Source organism: Sodalis sp. RH21 (assembly GCF_047324175.1).
Lineage (GTDB): Bacteria > Pseudomonadota > Gammaproteobacteria > Enterobacterales > Enterobacteriaceae > Acerihabitans.
Genome location: NZ_CP178732.1, coordinates 1,192,729 through 1,210,580, shown reverse-complemented (window position 1 = coordinate 1,210,580; position 17,852 = coordinate 1,192,729). Strand labels below are relative to the sequence as shown.

The window sequence follows — 17,852 nt, the reverse complement described above, 5'->3', positions numbered from 1 at the left end:
TTATCCCGGCGCGGGAAATTGCCCTATTAAGCAGTAAAATCCTAGTTCCGAATACCGGCTCCCGCCATTAATACGCCGATATTTTTCATATCTGCCTGACGGCGGCCGCAGGGAATGCCTTTGTACCGCAGGGGATTTGATCTTCCGCACATTAATGACAATGAGTGAGGGGTCAAACAAGAATTTGTATAACAACTTAGGGTAATCTATATGTCATGTAGCTGGTTCAGGAAGTCATAATGCAAGCATTTTCACCCGCCCTACCCGCACCGCAAACGCTTTATTACAGCGCCGGAGAAACACATCCCCTGGCAACGCTGGAAGAACAAAATCTCTGCGGCATGGTGGAGGACATGAAGGTCACCCACAGCGATAAGGAACACTACATCACCGGCTGGATGGACAGTCATAGCGTGGTGGTGATTCATAACTACCATGAAAAACGCGGCACCTCCAACGGCTTCGTACTGACCAAAGAGAATCAGTATCGCCTGAGCGTCCAGTCGATCAATTTCCGCATTCCAAAATTTATCCTCTGGCTGTCTTTTCGCCGCAAACCGCGCACCATGACGCTGATAACCTATAACACGCTGGGCGAACTGGTAAGCCCGCTGATTCAATACCGCAACATGACCGATAAACCGGTTCAACGTCAGTTGGAGCAGGACTGGCGGGATTTAAATAACTATATCGGCATGGCCTGCTGGCAATTGGAAAACGACAGCCCGCTCTGGCACCAAATACAGCAGGCGCTGACTCCCGCCGCGTTGGCCGAGTGGGTCAACTCCCCGCAGTTTAGCAACAAACGCCTGCAAAAAGATGGCGAGTTCGAAGGGTTCTGGTCCGGCAACGTGTTTATCGGCCGTTGCCTTAACCCCATCCCGGCGCTGCAATTATTATGGCGCGATGAGGATAACCAGATGCAGCCTGGATATATCTATACGGCAGTGCCTGAAAAACAGGGCGGCGCCCCGCAGGCCTCGCTGCGTATCCGCCCGCACCGCGGCGAAACCAGCTATTTGCTTAATGCCTTCGACGCGCAGCATTTGCATAACGCCCTTTCGCTGCTCAGCTTTGGCCAGGGCGTATTGACCGGCATGTCACCACCACTCGTGGAAATGATGGACCGGCCCGATACCCTGGCCAACCTGTAGGTCGTCGGCATGAATCAGCGCTTGCTGTAGCCAGTCTTTAGCCGCGCGCAGCGTTTGCGGCCAATCGTCATGCAGCGGCCGCAGCGCCGCCAGCGCGGCGGAGAGGGTACATCCCGTGCCGTGGGTATGCCGGGTATCGACCCGCACGGCGTCGAAACGCTGTTCATCCGTGGCGCTAATCAGCCAGTCCGGGCTGGACTGGCTGCCCAAATGGCCGCCCTTCATCACCACCGCCTGGCAGCCATACTCCAGCAGCGCCCGCCCCTGCTCGCGCATCTCCCGCTCGCTGGCGGCGGGCCGGCACCCCAGCAACGCCGCCGCCTCGGGCAAGTTGGGGGTAATAATGGACGCCAGGGGCAGCAGCAAATCGCGCACCGCTCCCACCGCGTCGGGCAGCAGCAGGAAATCGCCGCTTTTCGCCACCATCACCGTATCAAGCACCACATACGGGATGGGATATTGCCGCAGTTTTTCCGCCACTACCCGCACGATATCCGCCTGCCCCAGCATGCCGATCTTGGCGCTGTCGATACGCACATCGCTGAGCACCGAGTCCAGCTGTTGGCCCACGAATTCCGGAGTAATGGGGTAAATCGCCTGCACGCCGCGGGTATTTTGCGCCACCAGGGCGGTGATTACCGTAGTGCCGTACGCCCCGAGCGCCGAAAAGGTTTTCAAGTCCGCCTGAATGCCCGCCCCGCCGCTGGGATCGGTGCCGGCAATAGTCAGCAGATTATTGCCGCGCCTCATAGCAAATCCTCCCCTTGCAGCACGTAAAGCCGGTCGAGCAAACCCGCCGCGAAGCTCCCCGGCCCCGCCGACCGGGCCGCGGTTAAACGCCCGGCCCGGGCCATGACCCGGCACGCGGCGGCCACGTGTTGCAGCCGATCCCCAGGCAGGGCGCAAAAGGCCGCCACCACCGCCGATAACGCGCAGCCCGTACCGGTCACCCGCGTCATCAGCGGGTCGCCGTCGCTCACGGACCATATTTGCTCGCCGTCGGTAATAAAGTCCACCCGGCCGGTAACGGCCACCAGCGTGCCGTAATCATGGGCCAGACGGCAGGCGGCCGGCAGAGCACGGAGCGAATCATCGGCGCTATCCACGCCCCGTCCCAGGGCTTGCTCCCCGGCCAGCGCCAGGGTTTCCGACGCATTGGCGCGGATGGCGGCGGGATGCAAAGACAAAATGTCCCGGGCGAAACCGGTACGGTAAGTCAACGCCCCCACCGCCACCGGATCAAGCACCCAGGGGGCGCCCGCCTGATTGGCCCCGTGAATAGCGGCCAGCATGGCCTCGGCGCGCTGATGGGTCAGTGTGCCGATATTGATAAGCACGGCATTGGCCATGGCGCTGAACTGTGCCGCTTCCTGCGGCTCAATCACCATGGCCGGCGCGGCGCCCAGGGCCAGAAGGGTATTGGCGGTGAATGCCTGGACCACATCATTGGTCAGGCAATGAACCAGCGGCGCATGCTGGCGCAGCAGGTTAAGGGATGTCGCCGCGGCCAGGCCGGGGAATTCAGCAGGTTGAACGGTCATATCGCTCCCAGCCGGCGCTCGGAGCACGGACCCGGTAGGACGAGAGACCGTGACTTCCCTACGCTGGCATAATCCAGATCAGGTAATACGGGTCAAATCTCAGTCCGGCGCAATACGTCGGACACCCCGAGTCATGTAGGCCGATTATCAGGTCAGTCATGGAAAAGATCAATGCCCGGAACGTGTTTATGGCTCGTGCGGCATAATGAGCATGCGCCCAACGCAGCTATCGCCCGCGCTGGCGCCCGTGGCGACCAAGAACCAGGCTGGCTGGTCCCGCATCCGGCCCTGCCTGGCAAAACCGGCCTGCGCCAGCGCCGCCAGCCGCCCGGCCATCCAACCGTCCCGGGTCGCCGCTGCCGGCATGGCTATGCGCCAGGCGGGTTCGCCCACGCAGATAATCGGTTTATCGTTTATTATATTTTCTATAACTTTTCCCGGTATACCTTTGGCGGAAAAGGCAGATAATGAGACGGATAATAATAAGCAACATATAATACATCTAAACATATTTTCTGGTAAAAAATGTCAATTAACCCATTCACAATGATAACAGCAATTTCATTGTCTTAAGCAAACCCACCTTAAACCATAATCAAGTAATCACGGATATAACAGGAGCCATTTTTTAATTCCGCGGACAAACCGATAGTCATTCATCACCATAATGGCGGTAATTTAAAACGATAATCTATTATTATAAACGAAAGGTTAACCAAACAATTTGAGTTCCATGGCGCGGCTGATGGCATGCTTAGCATTCGTAACATCAAGCTTTTCGATGATGTTCCTAATATGAAATTTCACCGTCCCTTCGCGGATGGCCAAAATAGTCGCCACTTCGCCATAAGTCTTGCCGACGCTGGCCCAGAATAATACCTCTTTTTCACGCGGCGACAGCATCGGAATGTGTGGGGCATCACCGTGCATCGAGGATGCAGGGAGACGGGCATTCAGGAAATTCATCACTTTTTCATGAGTGGTTATCAACAGCATCTGGCACTTTTCCCGGTGTTGTTCGATGATGTGATAGAAATCGGCATTACCATAGAGATTACTGATGCTCAGCGTTGCCAGGTTGTTATCTCCATCATGGAGAGTAAAGGTATAGCCGCTGTCGAGGCGGTAATATTTCGATAACCTGAAAAAGCTGTGCTGCCGAATTATGGCCGGATTATCCGGCCATAAAAATGGCGAAAATTTGCGGCAGGCTATAAGCATCACCGGATCGATTTTTTGATAACCGTAACTCCGATATTGATTCAGCCAGCCGGTTGGATAGTCGGATATAATTGAAACAGGGAAATTGTCTGTCTTATTCATCATAAAGTAAGCAAAACAAAACGAGTTAGTGTTCCTGAATATTTGGATAAGGTAAAGCTTAATTTCTCTTTTCATCGTTTGGATAAAAAAGTCTTGATTATCTTCTAAGAATTTTTCCATAACATATGCCTGCCATATTAACTAACACTCATCATTTATTATCCATGCCTGGTAATAAAGAGCGGCGCTGATTTTAATTTCCTGGTGAATTTCGGATAATATAAGAGGCACGCTGTTGATGCAACCACTAACAGGTCTATCAATCGCCTTATGCCATAGCATTGGCCGATAGCCCGACCCGCAGGCGACGGCAATTTAGCCGGCCCCGCGACGGCGCAGGTTGCGTAGAGCCATTGTTGCCGATGCGGTTAAAGGGTCCGTCAACCAGACCGATTATCACAAATGATAAATTAACAAATCCATTATGAATTAGTGAGTATATAATTATCAATCAAGCAATTGGCATTGCCAGCCATATAAATCCAGTCCTATAAATAGAGTAAGCAAGGTGTCAGATGCAAAAAGAGGCGATTATTATCAGGGATTACCAAGAGGCGGATCGCCCCTTTTTACGCACCCTTTACCTGGCGGCGCGTAAAGAGGGGTGGCGCTGGCTGGATAGCCGGCAGTGGCGGCTGGAGGATTTCGACGGCGCCATCCTTGACGAAAAAGTCCTGGTCGCCGAGACGGAAGGCCATATCGCCGGATTTGCTTCGCTGTGGCTACCGGACAGTTTTCTGCATAATTTATTTGTCTCCCCCGGCAAGCAACGGCAAGGCGTCGCCTCCGCGCTGCTTGCGGCATGTTATCCCTTATGCCGCGGCACCATGGCGCTGAAGTGCCTGACCGAGAACCACGACGCGCAGCAATTTTATCTGCACCATGGCTGGAAAATCATTTCTTCGGGCATGGGCGAACACGGGAAATATTATCTGATGCATTGGGTGAACCGGCCGGCAAAATAACCACAGGCGGCCGGCGTCAACCGCCCCGGGTCAACTGGTGTTGTTAGCGCCGATTTGCTAATCTCGCATCACGATGCATCTCCCTTAGACGTAAGGAACTTTGAGTATGAGCGATTCGTCTGATTACGCGCCACCGAAGGTTTGGACCTGGAACAAGAACAGCGGCGGCCGCTTTGCGAACATCAACCGTCCAATCTCGGGACCCACCCACGATAAGGAACTGCCGGTCGGCCGCCATCCTTTGCAGCTCTATTCGCTGGCGACACCGAACGGCGTAAAAGTCACGGTGATGCTTGAGGAATTGTTGGCGTTGGGGCGCGGCGGCGCGGAGTACGACGCCTGGTTGATCAAGATTGGCGACGGCGACCAGTTCGGCAGCGGCTTCGTAGCGGTAAACCCGAACTCCAAAATTCCCGCGCTGGTGGATCGCAGCGGTCCGCAGCCAATCCGGGTCTTCGAGTCCGGCTCGATTCTGCTATACCTTGCCGAAAAATTCGGGGCTTTTTTGCCCACTGACATCAGCGCGCGCACCGAATGCCTGTCCTGGCTGTTCTGGCAGATGGGGAGCGCGCCTTATGTCGGCGGCGGTTTCGGCCACTTCTTTGCCTACGCCGCGACCAAGATCGAATATGCCATCGATCGGTTCGCGCTGGAAACCAAGCGCCAGCTCGACGTGCTCGACAAAAGGCTGGCGGATAACGAATACGTGGCGGGCAGTGAATACACCATCGCCGATATGGCCATCTGGCCGTGGTACGGCGGTTTGGTGCAGGGCGCGATCTACGAGGCGGCCGAGTTTCTGTCCGTGCAGGACTATAAGCACGTGCAACGCTGGGCCGATGCGATCGGCAAACGCCCGGCGGTAGTGCGCGGGCGCATGGTCAACCGTACGTTTGGCGACCCGGCGAGCCAGCTTCACGAGCGCCATGATGCCGCCGATTTCGACACCAAGACGCAGGACAAACTGGCCGCTCAAAAATAGCGGACCGGCGATCAATCGTCCGCCAGCAGGCGACGCCTGGCGCTCGCCATGATTTCGCCTGAAAGGACATGCCCTTTCGTGGCCCGGGCGAGCACCAGCGCGCCGACCATGGTGGAGATTTCACCCAGCGCGGCTTCCCGGGCGGCGGCGCCATCGGCATCAGGTTGTTCGTCGGCCAGTAGCGCGATCAGCTGTTCGAGTCCCTGCAAAAACGCCAACCGCACGGGCTTGTCTTCGGCTTCACGAGCGACGTCGACTGCCAGCGCGGCGATCGGGCACCCCGACCCCACCGACGCAAGATTTTGCGGCGCAAGATACCCTTTGATCAGACCGGCGCGCGCCAAGGCGCGATCTTGTGTCCCGGCCATCCGCTTATGCCAGCGTCCGACCGATTCCTGGAATGCATTGGCGCAAGCAATAGCGGCCAGTTCATCCTTCGACGCGAAGTGTCCATAGAACCCGCCATGAGTCAAACCGGCCGCGCCCATCAAATCGGCTACGCTGACCCGCAGGCCTTTTTCCCGGAACAGCCGCGATGAAGCATCCTCAATGGCGATGCGATTGCGTTCGGTTTCAGCTCTCGATACCCGTGGCATAATCCCCTCCCATACGATCATATAAATTACCAATATCATCTATTATAACCTGGCCGATCCCCTTGCGCCATTTGCGCCATGCCCATTATTTCCTGGACATGGCGCCATTGTGCCGCGCGCATTTATCTTGCCATACGCGTGCAGGCCGCGCCGATCCTAAGCCGCCCATATTTTTTTTCACAATGCCCGGACGCTTTGCCGCGAGTTAAATATGTGCTTTAATAAATGTCAATTATCATTTATTTTTCGTGAAGTCCGACCTGGAGCCAAGGCCGGGCCCATCACCGAGAGGAAAATCGATGTCCTGTGAAGAAACTCCGGTCGCGACACTGCCCCCCCGGCTAGGCGACGGGGAACGCCGGCGCAGGCGCGAAGTGCTCGCATGCGCCTCCGGCGTGTCGTTTATGATTATGCTTGATACCAATATCGTCGCGATCTCGCTGCCCGCCATTGCCGCCCACTTGCATAGCGCCTTTGCCGGCGTGGAATGGGTCATGAGCGCCTATATCCTGGCGTTCGTCTCTTGCCTGATGCCCGCCGGCGCGCTAGCGGACCGGTTTGGCCGCAGACGAATGCTTATGATCGGTTTAACGATCTTCGGCGGCGCGTCGATGCTGTGCGGATTGGCCGGCTCGATCCTGCTGTTGAACTTAGGCCGTGCGCTGCAAGGCGTGGGCGCGGCGCTGCAGTTGAGTGCGGCGCTGGCCGTTCTGGGGTTCGAGTTCCAGGGCAAAGAGCGCGCCAGGGCGTTCGCCGTCTGGGGAGTGGTGATTGGCGCGGCCGCCGCCAGCGGTCCGATCGTGGGCGGCCTGATCACCTCGGCATTCGGCTGGCCCTGGGCATTTTTGATTAATGCGCCAATCTGCGCGCTGCTCATCATGCTGGCGTGGCGCTCCGTACGCGAGTCCCGCGATCCTCAGCATGCGCGCATCGACTTGCCCGGGGCGATGCTGCTCGCACTGGCCATAGGCGCGCTGGCCGATGGCATGATCCAGGGAGGCGAGCTGGGATTCGGCAACGCGCGCGTTATCCTCGTCCTGTCCGCCGCCCTGTGGTTTCTGCTTGGCTTTATTTGGGCCGAAGTCCGCCATCCCCGTCCCATGGTGGATCTTCACCTATTTCGCGATCCGGCATTCGTCGGCGCCAACATCGCCATGCTGGCCTATGCCGCCTCCGCCTATGTAATGGCGACCTATCTCCCGCTCTACCTGCAGGCCGCGTTTTTTCCCAGCCCGGCGATCGCCGGACTGGCGCTGTTGCCTTTTGGTATCCCATTGCTGGTGGGGCCCTACCTGGGCGCGGCAATGTCCGCGCGGCTGGCCGATCGGGGCACATTGGCCTGCGGACTGATGGTAGTGGGCCTGGGCGATGCGCTGATCGCCTGGGCCGCGACCGGCCATAGCTATGTGCTGGTGGCGCTCGGCATGATCGTGCTAGGCATCGGCGCCGGCGTGCTAAACGGCGAAACGGCGCGCATATCGATGCAGCTCGTGCCAACCGAACGAACCGGCATGGCATCCGGGCTCGCATCCACCTTCCGCTTCGTCGGTTTGCTGGCCGGACTGACCGGGCTGGGTGCGATCCTCGTGGCCGGCATCGAATCATATCTCACGACCCTGTCGGCGGATTTACCGCCGCTGGCCGCGATCGGGGTACGGGATATCGCCCATCATGCCGCCGCGGGCGGACTTTCGACATGGCTGGGGCCGCAGGTTCCCGCCGCAGCGCTGACCGCGTGGCGTGGCGCCGCGCAAGCGGGTTTTATTGCGGCCTTTACCGAACTGATGGCCGCCGCCGCCGCGATCGCCGCCGCCGCGGCGGTACTGACATTGGTGTTATTACACCGCCCCGCGCGGACGCGCGGGGCCGCATAACCCCTTATTTATTCAATACAACCAGGAAAATATCATGCCTATCGTCCGTATCGACATCAAGAAGAACCCCGATCCCGCCTACATCAAACGGGTGGGAAACGTCGTCTACGAATCGCTTAAGAGCGCGGTCAATGCGCCGGACCACGACAACTTCCAGATCCTCAATGAGCATGGCGACGACCATTTCGTTTATGACCCCGCCTATCTCGGCATCGAACGAACCGACGGTCTGGTCATTATTCAGATTACGCTCAATGAAGGGCGCGCCACCGAGCAAAAAAAGTTACTCTACAAAACGATCGCCGCAGGCTTGCAACAGCAACTCGGCGTTCGCCCGCAGGACGTGTTTATCAGCCTGGTCGAGGTGAAAAAAGAAAATTGGTCTTTCGGTAACGGCATCGGTCAATATGCGGTTTGACCCGCGCTGACCGCAACGCTTTCAACCTCCAAGGAGAGATCCCATGCCTTATTTGCAACTTGATGTGAACGGCCATTACCCAGTGGCGGACAAGCAGCGCCTGGCCGCCAGTATATCCGCCACCTATGCCAGCATGATGTCCGTCGATATTCGGCGCATTAGCGTCGCCATCCGGGAATTGGGCGAAGGCGGCATCTGGAGAATTACGGCGGCGGGTAACGCGCCGGAGCCGGTATCGGTACTGATGCTGGATATCCGTAAAGGCCGAACGGCCGATTTGCGCATGGATGTGGCCAAGGCGCTGTGCGCGCACTGTATCGATATACTGGGATTGCGCAAAGATCGGCTGAATGTCGAGTTTACCCAGCATGACGGGGACGAAATGTATCACCCGGCGCTAGGCGGCTACAGCCCGGACTGGGTCCCCGGCCAGGAATAAACGGCAATGGCCGGACCGCAAGCGGGCGAAATGTCACCGTCGCCGGCAGCCAGCCCAAGAGGCGCGGATAAGTCCGGGATTCAGGATTTATCCGTTACCACTTTGTCATGGCCAAGGCGGCCGATAAAAGGTAAGCGCAGCGCCGGGGACATCACATCCACTCCCATATTGAATCCCAGCACATTGACCTCGACGCCTTCCTGCGCGCCCAGCGTCACACCCAATACGCCCAGCAGCGATACCTGTAATCCGCGGCCCGAAGGCGGTAAGCCTATGGGATGGCGTAATGTCCGGTAATCCTTGCCGATCGCATTAGCCGGCAGATCCAGCCGTAGTTCCGGCACCTCCCTGCCGATATGGGCCACAAAAGTATTGCTGTTTGGACCGGGCCAGGCATGGTAGGTGTGCGGATAGGGATAGCTGCCGATGGCGGCTTCAATTTGCGGGATCATGGCTTCGGCGCCGGCGCCGCGATGATCCACCAATAATTTCGGCCGCGAGCCATACCAGTATGCATCGGCCGCCGCGAAGTCGCGACGAACAACATTATCGCTGCCCCAGCTGACGACATCGTACCGGCTGTAGCGGGTTTCGCCCGCCTTCTTGAAAATGATCCAGGGATGAACCGCCACCAGTCCCCGCCAACCAAAAGTGGGCGCGGCATAAATTTGCACGATCGCCGTCTCGCGAAGCTGCACCGGATCAGGCGCAATGCCGGTGGAATCGCGCCGGGCGGCCCACCAGTTCTGGCCGGTGAACACCTCCCCGCTTTGTCTTGCCTTGAACCAGCTCTGGCCAAATGACAACAACAGCACACAAATAAAACCAATACTGAACGTTTTGAGGTAAATCATAAATCCTTCGCCTGCCGGTGCAGTGTTGTGGGCTAAAAATCCGACGCCATTCCTCAGAAGGCCTTGATAAAAAGACAAGACAGAGATGACATTTGCTCAGAATGTCGAACTCTTTGCAATTTATATGCGAATTAATCCGCTTTTCATTGCCGCAGCCAGTCGCTACGATGATTTTGGCGGGCGCAGAGGCAGCATTGAACTTTGCTGCGCGCTGAGCGGCATTGAACAGGCCTTATGGGATGTCGCCGGCGATGAGCCGCCATCGTTGTGATAAATCACTTTATATCTATGGAATCAACGCGTTCAGTACGAATGCATGTTGTTTCACCCGAACCATGCGCTGCATAACAGAGCCGCCCCGGAAATGAGCAGGAGCAGATCGATTAATAGCCCGAAGATGCCGGCAGGCAGCTTTAGCACCAAAGATTTGCTCCCGGCGGTGCCGGCCATGATGCCGGCCCCGACCAGCAGGCCTTGCAGCGCGGTTGGCAGCGACAGCGCATCCTGGGCGGCGAAAGTGCCGACCTTGCTGGCATAAAGAAACAGCGCGCTGGCCGCTTCGGTTCCCAGGAATGCTCCGCCGCTCAGGCCATAGGCCGTGAACACAGGGACGCTCAAGGGACCGGTGGAAAGCACCAGCCCGGTCAGGAAACCGACCCCGCCGCCACACAGGCCCAACTGGGGCAGCGAAAACCGCCACTTGGCTTTGCGCAAACGCCGGTTTAAAGGGACCATGCACCAAAAGAACAGCCCTAGCGCGGCATCTATGATCCAGGCGGGCAAGGCAAGTAGCGTATGCGCGCCGAGCGCGGCGGCGGGCACCCCCAACAGCGCATACGCCGATGCGGCGCGCCAATCTATCAGCCGCCACCAGGCCCCCATTCGCGACAGGTTCCCTATGATAGCGGCCACCGCCATGATGGGCATGGCCTCCTTGGGGCCATAGGATTGGACCAGCACCGGGAGCAGCAACAGGGACGACCCCGTGCCGACCAGCCCGCTGAGGGCCCCGGCCGCGAGGGCAATCAAAAACACCAAGGCATAAGTTTCCACGACATTCCCAATCCGTTATTCGCAAAGCCTACCTTAGCCCGCGCTTTTATCTCATACTATCGATAAATAATTACCTTTATCGGTACTAAAACTCACAAATGAAGAAACGGCATTTACCTCCACTCAACGCCCTGCGGATCTTCGAGACGGCCGCGCGTTCAAGTAGTTTGAGCGCGGCCGCCGAGGAACTGGGCATCACCCATGGCGCGGTCAGCCGGCAAATCAGCCTGTTGGAGGATTGGTTGGGCCAGCCGTTGTTTATGCGTCAAGGGCAGCGCAGCGTAGCGACTGAACATGCGCGCGCTTTCGCCGCGGAGATCGGCGCTTCTTTCGACCGGATCGGCGACGCGGCCGTGCGTTTTGGCAGGACGCCGGCCACCAGGGTCGTCAAGGTCAATACCCAGACCACGCTCGCCATGCGCTGGCTGATTCCACGGCTGCCGGCATTCCATGCCCTCCATCCCGAGATCGAGGTCGCAGTGGCGACATCGAACAGCACGGAGACGAAGAGCCTGGCCGGTTTCGATGTGCTGATCCGCACAGAGCCCCTGGACAAGCCCGAGTGGCGTTATTTCGACAAGCGGCCCTTGTTCCAGGAGCAACTGACGCTGGTTGCCGCCCCCGCCCTGTTGATCGGGCAACCTTTGCATGGCCTTGAAGACCTGGCCAAGCTGGTATTCGTGTCTTCACAAACGCGGGTGGGGGAATGGGAGCGCTGGCTGGAAGCCGCGGGGATCGGCGAGCTGCGCCCCCGGCGTTTCCAGCGGTTCGACCATTATCATGTGAGCCTGCAGGCGATTGTCGATGGTTTGGGCGTAGGCATCGGCGGACTGCCGACGCTGGCGCACGATATAAAACAGGGCCGGCTGGTCGCGCCGTTTCCCATAGCAGTCAAAGGAAGCAGCTACGCGATATGGGTGCCCCCCGACGTGGACAAGTCACGGCCGCTGGGCGAGTTCCTGCAGTGGCTTGAGGGAGAAGCGGCGGCGGAACAGCGTTTATCATGACAATGCCAAACGGTTGTCAATCGACCACTTCGCTATCCTGGACAATTTCATGCCGGCCAGTCCAACACCGGTACCGTGATAATTTCCAGCAGCAGTGCAGGTAGAGAGGTACCCGCGTCAATACAGCCTGTTACCCCATCGCATTCTATTGTTCGCTCCGCGGCGTTGTAGTATAATGCCCGCCTGGGCGCTCAATTAAAGACATGTTATGGCAAGACCTCTAAGCGAAGAAAAAAGAGTGGCGATCCTAAATGCTGCGGTTGATGCGGTAGCTGAAATGGGCTTGAGCGCGCCGACCGCGAAGATTGCAAAAAACGCCGGTATCGGCGACGGTACGCTGTTCGTGTATTTCGCCAATAAGGAAGAGCTTTTCAACCAGCTTTACCTTTACATCAAGGCGGACTTAAGAGCGGCGGTGAAGGTTGGCGCAGGTGCCGACGTCAAAGATCAGATTCAGCAATTTTGGCATCACTATATTGATTGGGGCATCAAGTTTCCCAGGAAGTATCAGGCCACACGTTATCTCAATGCCTGGGGCAAGCTGGCGGACGAAACCCGCAGGACGGCGTGGGCGCTGTTCCCGGAATTTGAGCAACTGGTTGACAGAGGGTTCGAGGAAGGCGTGTTGCGTAGGCAGCCCAGGGAATTCCTGGGGGAGCTGGTTGACGCTATAGCGAACATGGTTCTCGAATTTTCTCATCGGGACCCAACGAAAAACCAGGAATTGAAACGACTCGGCTGGGAGGCCTTGTGGGGCGGGATACGCCAGTAGTGATGTTTTAATTTTTGTTATTAAATGAGCGCCTAGGCGGTTTTTATTAAAACGCCCCCCTTACGCCTTGCGGGCATTGCGTTAACACGTATCAGGAGAAAGTCATGTCACAAATCATCTTGCATCATTTCGACGCTTCGCCATTTGCGGAAAAGGTACGTTTAATCTTTGGGTTGAAAAGCTTGACCTGGCAGTCGGTGGACGCAGAATTGATTATGCCCAAGCCGAAGCTGACCGCGCTGACCGGCGGCTATCGCAAAACGCCCGTGATGCAGATCGGCGCCGATATCTATTGCGATTCGCGCCTTATCGCGGCCGAGTTGGAACATCGATTCCCTACCCCCACGTTGTTTCCAGGCGCAAGCAGAGGAATATCGCTCGCTCTGTCGGCGTGGAGCGACAGGGACCTGCACATAGCAAGCTCAGGACTGGCGATTGGGGTCAATAAGCGCCAGTTTCCCGAAGCGCTGATGCGCGACCGGAAAGCCTACTTCGGTGACTTTATGAACATCGATCTGCTGGATACGCAAATCCCCCATTTGCATACCCAACTGCGCGCGAATGTGGATCTGGTCGAGCAGCAACTCTCGGACGGCCGCCCCTTCTTTTTGGGCAATGAGCCGGGTCTCGCTGACTTTCACGCCTACGTCGAGATTTGGACGGCGCTGTCGCATGTTCCGTTTGCAAGCTCCCTGTTTAAACCATTCGTCTTTTTACATGACTGGCTGGATCGCATTCGTTCTATCGGACACGGCCATTGTACCGGGATCGGCGCTGAAGATGCGCTCGCCGTTGCCCGCGGAAGTACCCCGGCGGTATCGCAAGGAGTAGACCCCACCGACGCCTTGCAATTGTCCGCGGGTGGCCTGGTCGAGGTTACGCCTGATGATTATGGCCGCGTTCCGGTTAAAGGGAAACTTGTAACCTTGACCGTGCATGAGGTCGCGATCCGGCGCGAGGATCCGCGTGCGGGCGCCGTAGTGGTTCATTTCCCCCGCATCGGGTTTCGCGTCTCGGCCGCCAATTAGAGGGATAGAGCCGCCGGCAACGTGATTGCAAGCAGGATAGTATCGATATACATTGCGGGAATTCGCCGTAAGAGGGGGAAGATATGATTCTGGGGTCTTACATCCGCGTTTTCGTCGAGGCTGGCGAGTTCAATAAAACCAGGGCGTTCTATCGAACCCTGCTGAACGGCAGCGATGGCCTGTATTTCAGCTACCCGGAAAAGGGTTTGGAACTTGCCGCGGTTATATCGCCGCATCTGTCCGTATTGATCGTTGCCGGACCAAGCGAAGCCCGCAAGCCGTTTGAATCAACGGCCCTGACGCTGCGCGTCGATGCCCTGGAGCCGACGATTGATTCCCTGCTGGCGCAGGGAGCGAACCAGCTTGAACCGATCCAAACAACGCCGGTAGGACGCAAAACGCGCTTTCGCCATATCGACGGATTGATCGTTGAATATGTTGAAAATCATGATGAATAACAACATTTCGCCGTTGGACCCTACGGCGGCCCCCCCCTTTTACCGGCAGATCTACGATCGCTTCCGCTTCGCCATTACCAGCGGATTATTGAAACCGGGCGATCGGATACCCTCCGCCCGCGCGCTGACCAAGGAATTGGGTTTGGCAAGAGGCACCATCGATGCGGCTTATGCTTTATTGGCCGCCGAAGGGTACATTCAGGCTCGCGGGCAAGCAGGAACCGTCGTGACGCCGGGCCTCAAGCTACGGCCTATTGCCGGCGCGCTGCCTCAGCCCGGCAACAATCTTCCCCAGGCTGGTTTCCGTGCCGATTCGATTTTGCCGTTCCAAATGGGTTTGCCGGCCCTGGATATGTTTCCCCGCAAGATCTGGGCACGCCTGGGCGCGCGGTGTATACGCGCCATGCAGCCATCCGATATGGCTCATCCCGCCGTATATGGATTACCGGCATTACGCGCCGCGATCGCCGCATACTTGCAGGTATCGCGGGGAATCAACTGCTCGCCGGCACAAGTTTTTGTGACGTCCGGCTATCGGCATACCATTGAGTTGATTAGCCAGGCGTTATTGAAGGCAGGGGATCGCGTTTGGCTGGAAGATCCGGGCTACCCGCCCACGCGAGAGCTGCTCGGACACATGCATATCGCCGCCGTTTCGGTGCCGGTGGACCGGGACGGCATAAGTATTGCCGAGGGAATCAAGGCGGCGCCGCGGGCGCGGGCGGCGATAGTCACGCCCGGACACCAGAGTCCGCTGGGCGTGTCTTTGTCCTTGCCCCGACGCTTGGCGCTGCTGGACTGGGCCACGCAAAATAAGGCATGGATAATCGAAGACGATTACGACAGCGAATACCGGTATATCAGCCGCCCTCTGCCGGCATTGAAAAGCCTGGATCGCGATGGGCGGGTGCTCTATTCGGGTACGTTCAGCAAAGTGCTTTTCCCGGGCATCCGGCTGGCCTATCTCGTCGTACCGCAAATGCAGGTCGAGCGGTTCGAGCAGATCGCCCAGATCTTTACGGGAGGCAGCCCGCAGCTGACGCAAACGATAGTGACCGCCTTCATAACCGAAGGGCATTTCGCGCGTCATATTCAACGGATGCGCAAGCTCTATGCCGAACGTCGGGAGGCCGCGACGGCAGGCCTGCAAAATGTGCTGGGAAAATATGTGCGATTCGATGAGCTGCCCGGGGGAATGCACCTGATCCTGCGCTTGCAAGATCAGCGATCGGACCGCCCATTGGCAGCGCGTATGCGGGAAGCAGGCCTGTACGGCGAAGCGCTGTCCCAGTGGACCACGGGGGGCGATGGCGCCTCGGCCCTGCTCCTGGGCTTCACGAATATCGACTCGCGCATTACCGCCGAAAATCTCGGAAAACGCATCCTGGAATTGATATGAGGCCAAGCGCCGGCAGCCAGCATGGCCTAGTGATCAACGCCAATCATGGCCCTTCTGCGGCAGGCCAAGATGCTGCATGATGAACCCACTGAATTAACGTATATAAGGATTCGTCATGAGCAACCGCATCGACTACGCCAAAGTATCCCCGGAAATCTACCAGGCCTTCGGCGGGGTATATACGTCTGTACAGAAAGGTAGCCTGCCGCAGGAATTGGTCAATCTCGTGTACCTGCGGGTTTCGCAAATAAACGGCTGCGCATACTGCATCGACATGCATTCCCGCGATCTGCTCAGGCAGGGCCTGTCCGTGGATAAGCTCGTATTGGTGCCGGTGTGGCATGAGGCAAGAGACGTATTCAGCACCCGCGAACGCGCCGCGCTTGCCTGGGCGGAAACCGTAACCCGGGTGGCTGAAACCGGAGTTCCTGATGCCGACTACGCGGCCGCCGCCGCCGAGTTCAGCGACAAGGAACTTGCCGACCTGACGTATGCCATCGGTTTGATGAACGCCTTCAACCGATTGGGGATTACGTTCCGCACGCCTCCCGCTGCTGCCGTTAAGGCTTGAAACACCTGAAGCGGGCGCCGCGAAACGCTACTCGGATCGAAGAAACGCCAGCGAAGGCGCAGCCAACCATCCCGCAGCTCTTGCCAGCAGGCGCCCGCGGCTTTTCAGCAACTGCTCCGCGCTGACCGGCGCGGCCGCCATTCCCCTCGAATACGCATCAAACGTTGCCGTATAATCCGCCGGAAGCGAGGCGCCAGCACGTTTTCAGCCGGGCGCCCTTTCCGGACTCTTACCCTGCCCGCGTTTGATATCTTGATAGCGAGAAGGCCGGCTCGGCCATAACCCCGTCATACGATCCGTCTTTCATTTGGCGCGTCCTCCTTGCCGATAGCACGATAAAACATGCGTCATTGCAAGACACTTGCAGCGCATTTGCGCTAAGCGTCATGGTAATCGGGTCCAGGCGTCAAAAAATAGGTCTCTTTCGGTTAATGGTTGGAATGCTCTATCATGAGATTCTATTCATAAAAGGCAATGTTAAACATGCCCACCGGGGAAACGAATAATATGAGAAACCTGCCTCCTACCGCGACATTGCGCGCCTTTGAAGTTGCGACACGGCACGCAACATTCACCTCCGCCTCAGAAGAATTGCATATCACCCAAAGCGCAGTAAGCCATCAGTTGAAGAATCTCGAAGAGATCTGGGGATTGCAGTTATTTCAGCGCGGCAAATCATTGAGCCTGACACCGGCAGGAGCAGCGCTCGCGCCGATCGTGCGCGAATTCTTCATGAATCTGGAGGCAACCCTCGCTGATTTGAGAGAGCAAAAAGGCAGGGTCCGACTTAAAGTCAGTACGACCTACTCCTTCGCGCTGAAATGGCTGCTTCCAAGATTACCTAGCCTGTCCCGGCAGCATCCGGAAATTTTGGTCACGCTGGAAACCACCGACAAGGCCATCAATTTTTCAAGCGCGGAGTCGGACGTTGCGATCCGTTTTGGCAGTGGGAATTATCCGGCCCTGTACTCGGAATTCATGTTCAGGGAACAGATTTTTCCGGTTGCCAGTCCCGATATCCTGAACCGCTTTGGCGCGCCGCACGAACCTGCCGAACTATTGCGCTATCCGCTGCTTACACGTGACGGCGCGGATCTGGTGCCGAAATGGGAGCATTGGTTCCAACAAGTAGGCGTGGGCATTTCCGCGCTCAAGGAAAGCGTCAGATTCGCTGACACCAACATGACTATCGAGGCGGCGCTGTTGGGCCAGGGAATAGCTTTGGCTCGGAGCGGACATGTCGAAACTGAAATAAGCGATGGCAGCCTGGTCAGGCTGTTTGACGTGCCGTTTCCTTCTCCGGTCGCCTACTATTTTGTCTGTCCGAAAGGGATCGAATCGCAGCCCCACATCATCAGCTTTCGCAACTGGCTCCTGGCGGAATCAAGCAAGGCCCAACAGGGCTATCGATAAGGCAT

General features: G+C 57.5%; 21 protein-coding genes and 1 riboswitch. Of the genes, 14 read left to right on the top strand and 7 right to left on the bottom strand.

The window, feature by feature from the left end; genetic code table 11:
* The first annotated feature begins 239 nt into the window (after positions 1 to 239).
* Positions 240 to 1,154 carry a hypothetical protein gene (locus ACL2XP_RS05640; protein WP_413737585.1) on the top strand — a complete coding sequence of 305 codons (915 nt, stop codon included), beginning with the start codon at positions 240 to 242 and terminating at the stop codon, positions 1,152 to 1,154.
* Here ACL2XP_RS05640 and thiD read toward each other — a convergent pair.
* The 4 genes from thiD to ACL2XP_RS05620 all read right to left on the bottom strand — a co-directional run bounded on the left by thiD (position 1,101) and on the right by ACL2XP_RS05620 (position 4,138).
* Positions 1,101 to 1,904: a bifunctional hydroxymethylpyrimidine kinase/phosphomethylpyrimidine kinase gene (gene thiD, locus ACL2XP_RS05635; RefSeq protein ID WP_413737584.1), complete on the bottom strand. Its 804-nt coding sequence runs from the start codon at positions 1,902 to 1,904 to the stop codon at positions 1,101 to 1,103. The two genes, ACL2XP_RS05640 and thiD, sit on opposite strands and share 54 nt — an antisense overlap.
* Positions 1,901 to 2,695: a hydroxyethylthiazole kinase gene (thiM, locus tag ACL2XP_RS05630; RefSeq protein ID WP_413737582.1), complete on the bottom strand. Its 795-nt coding sequence runs from the start codon at positions 2,693 to 2,695 to the stop codon at positions 1,901 to 1,903. Before thiM ends, thiD begins: the two co-directional genes overlap by 4 nt.
* A gap of 38 nt (positions 2,696 to 2,733) precedes the next feature.
* Positions 2,734 to 2,834, bottom strand: a riboswitch (TPP riboswitch).
* A 47-nt stretch (positions 2,835 to 2,881) separates the two neighbouring features.
* Positions 2,882 to 3,088, bottom strand: a complete 207-nt coding sequence (locus tag ACL2XP_RS05625; RefSeq protein ID WP_413737581.1) for a hypothetical protein — start codon at positions 3,086 to 3,088, stop codon at positions 2,882 to 2,884.
* 318 nt (positions 3,089 to 3,406) lie between these two features.
* Positions 3,407 to 4,138, bottom strand: a complete 732-nt coding sequence (locus ACL2XP_RS05620) for a helix-turn-helix transcriptional regulator (RefSeq protein WP_413737579.1) — start codon at positions 4,136 to 4,138, stop codon at positions 3,407 to 3,409.
* Between the two features lie 410 nt (positions 4,139 to 4,548).
* Here ACL2XP_RS05620 and ACL2XP_RS05615 point away from each other — a divergent pair, with 410 nt between their 5' ends.
* On the top strand, positions 4,549 to 4,983 hold the full coding sequence (locus tag ACL2XP_RS05615; protein ID WP_413739092.1) for an N-acetyltransferase family protein: 435 nt from the start codon (positions 4,549 to 4,551) through the stop codon (positions 4,981 to 4,983).
* Positions 4,984 to 5,089: 106 nt separating this feature from the next.
* On the top strand, positions 5,090 to 5,965 hold the full coding sequence (gene yghU, locus ACL2XP_RS05610; RefSeq protein WP_413737578.1) for a glutathione-dependent disulfide-bond oxidoreductase: 876 nt from the start codon (positions 5,090 to 5,092) through the stop codon (positions 5,963 to 5,965).
* Between the two features lie 11 nt (positions 5,966 to 5,976).
* Here the strand turns inward: yghU and ACL2XP_RS05605 are convergent, their stop codons facing one another.
* Complete coding sequence (locus tag ACL2XP_RS05605) at positions 5,977 to 6,561, bottom strand: TetR/AcrR family transcriptional regulator (RefSeq protein ID WP_413737576.1); 585 nt, start codon at positions 6,559 to 6,561, stop codon at positions 5,977 to 5,979.
* Positions 6,562 to 6,860: 299 nt separating this feature from the next.
* Between ACL2XP_RS05605 and ACL2XP_RS05600 the strand changes: the two genes are divergently transcribed.
* From ACL2XP_RS05600 to ACL2XP_RS05590, 3 genes are read left to right on the top strand one after another with little or no spacing between them, the layout of a single operon-like run.
* Positions 6,861 to 8,435: an MFS transporter gene (locus ACL2XP_RS05600; protein ID WP_413737574.1), complete on the top strand. Its 1,575-nt coding sequence runs from the start codon at positions 6,861 to 6,863 to the stop codon at positions 8,433 to 8,435.
* A gap of 34 nt (positions 8,436 to 8,469) precedes the next feature.
* Complete coding sequence (locus tag ACL2XP_RS05595) at positions 8,470 to 8,853, top strand: tautomerase family protein (RefSeq protein ID WP_413737573.1); 384 nt, start codon at positions 8,470 to 8,472, stop codon at positions 8,851 to 8,853.
* 43 nt (positions 8,854 to 8,896) lie between these two features.
* Entirely contained in the window at positions 8,897 to 9,292 is a 396-nt protein-coding gene (locus tag ACL2XP_RS05590; protein WP_413737572.1) for a tautomerase family protein, read from the top strand.
* A gap of 80 nt (positions 9,293 to 9,372) precedes the next feature.
* Here the strand turns inward: ACL2XP_RS05590 and ACL2XP_RS05585 are convergent, their stop codons facing one another.
* Entirely contained in the window at positions 9,373 to 10,146 is a 774-nt protein-coding gene (locus ACL2XP_RS05585; protein WP_413737571.1) for a DUF3750 domain-containing protein, read from the bottom strand.
* 85 nt (positions 10,147 to 10,231) lie between these two features.
* Here ACL2XP_RS05585 and ACL2XP_RS05580 point away from each other — a divergent pair, with 85 nt between their 5' ends.
* On the top strand, positions 10,232 to 10,417 hold the full coding sequence (locus ACL2XP_RS05580; protein ID WP_413737570.1) for a hypothetical protein: 186 nt from the start codon (positions 10,232 to 10,234) through the stop codon (positions 10,415 to 10,417).
* 53 nt (positions 10,418 to 10,470) lie between these two features.
* On the opposite strand, the gene ACL2XP_RS05575 is transcribed toward ACL2XP_RS05580, so the two are convergent.
* Positions 10,471 to 11,199: a TSUP family transporter gene (locus ACL2XP_RS05575; RefSeq protein WP_413737568.1), complete on the bottom strand. Its 729-nt coding sequence runs from the start codon at positions 11,197 to 11,199 to the stop codon at positions 10,471 to 10,473.
* 98 nt (positions 11,200 to 11,297) lie between these two features.
* On the opposite strand from ACL2XP_RS05575, the gene ACL2XP_RS05570 reads away from it, so the two are divergent.
* The 7 genes from ACL2XP_RS05570 to gcvA all read left to right on the top strand — a co-directional run bounded on the left by ACL2XP_RS05570 (position 11,298) and on the right by gcvA (position 17,847).
* The gene (locus tag ACL2XP_RS05570) at positions 11,298 to 12,206 is read left to right on the top strand and encodes a LysR substrate-binding domain-containing protein (protein WP_413737567.1); all 909 of its coding nucleotides are present in this window, start codon (positions 11,298 to 11,300) and stop codon (positions 12,204 to 12,206) included.
* A gap of 208 nt (positions 12,207 to 12,414) precedes the next feature.
* Complete coding sequence (locus tag ACL2XP_RS05565) at positions 12,415 to 12,978, top strand: TetR/AcrR family transcriptional regulator (protein WP_413737566.1); 564 nt, start codon at positions 12,415 to 12,417, stop codon at positions 12,976 to 12,978.
* A gap of 104 nt (positions 12,979 to 13,082) precedes the next feature.
* A complete protein-coding gene (locus ACL2XP_RS05560) occupies positions 13,083 to 14,006 on the top strand; it encodes a glutathione S-transferase family protein (protein ID WP_413737565.1) in 924 nt (307 codons plus the stop codon).
* 83 nt (positions 14,007 to 14,089) lie between these two features.
* Complete coding sequence (locus tag ACL2XP_RS05555; protein WP_413737564.1) at positions 14,090 to 14,464, top strand: hypothetical protein; 375 nt, start codon at positions 14,090 to 14,092, stop codon at positions 14,462 to 14,464.
* Entirely contained in the window at positions 14,454 to 15,863 is a 1,410-nt protein-coding gene (locus ACL2XP_RS05550) for a PLP-dependent aminotransferase family protein (RefSeq protein WP_413737563.1), read from the top strand. The genes ACL2XP_RS05555 and ACL2XP_RS05550 overlap by 11 nt, the downstream gene beginning before the upstream one ends.
* Positions 15,864 to 15,978: 115 nt before the next feature.
* On the top strand, positions 15,979 to 16,434 hold the full coding sequence (locus ACL2XP_RS05545; RefSeq protein ID WP_413737562.1) for a carboxymuconolactone decarboxylase family protein: 456 nt from the start codon (positions 15,979 to 15,981) through the stop codon (positions 16,432 to 16,434).
* 507 nt (positions 16,435 to 16,941) lie between these two features.
* Positions 16,942 to 17,847 (top strand): transcriptional regulator GcvA, encoded by a 906-nt coding sequence (gene gcvA, locus ACL2XP_RS05540; RefSeq protein ID WP_413737561.1) that lies wholly within the window; start codon positions 16,942 to 16,944, stop codon positions 17,845 to 17,847.
* Positions 17,848 to 17,852 lie beyond the last annotated feature (5 nt).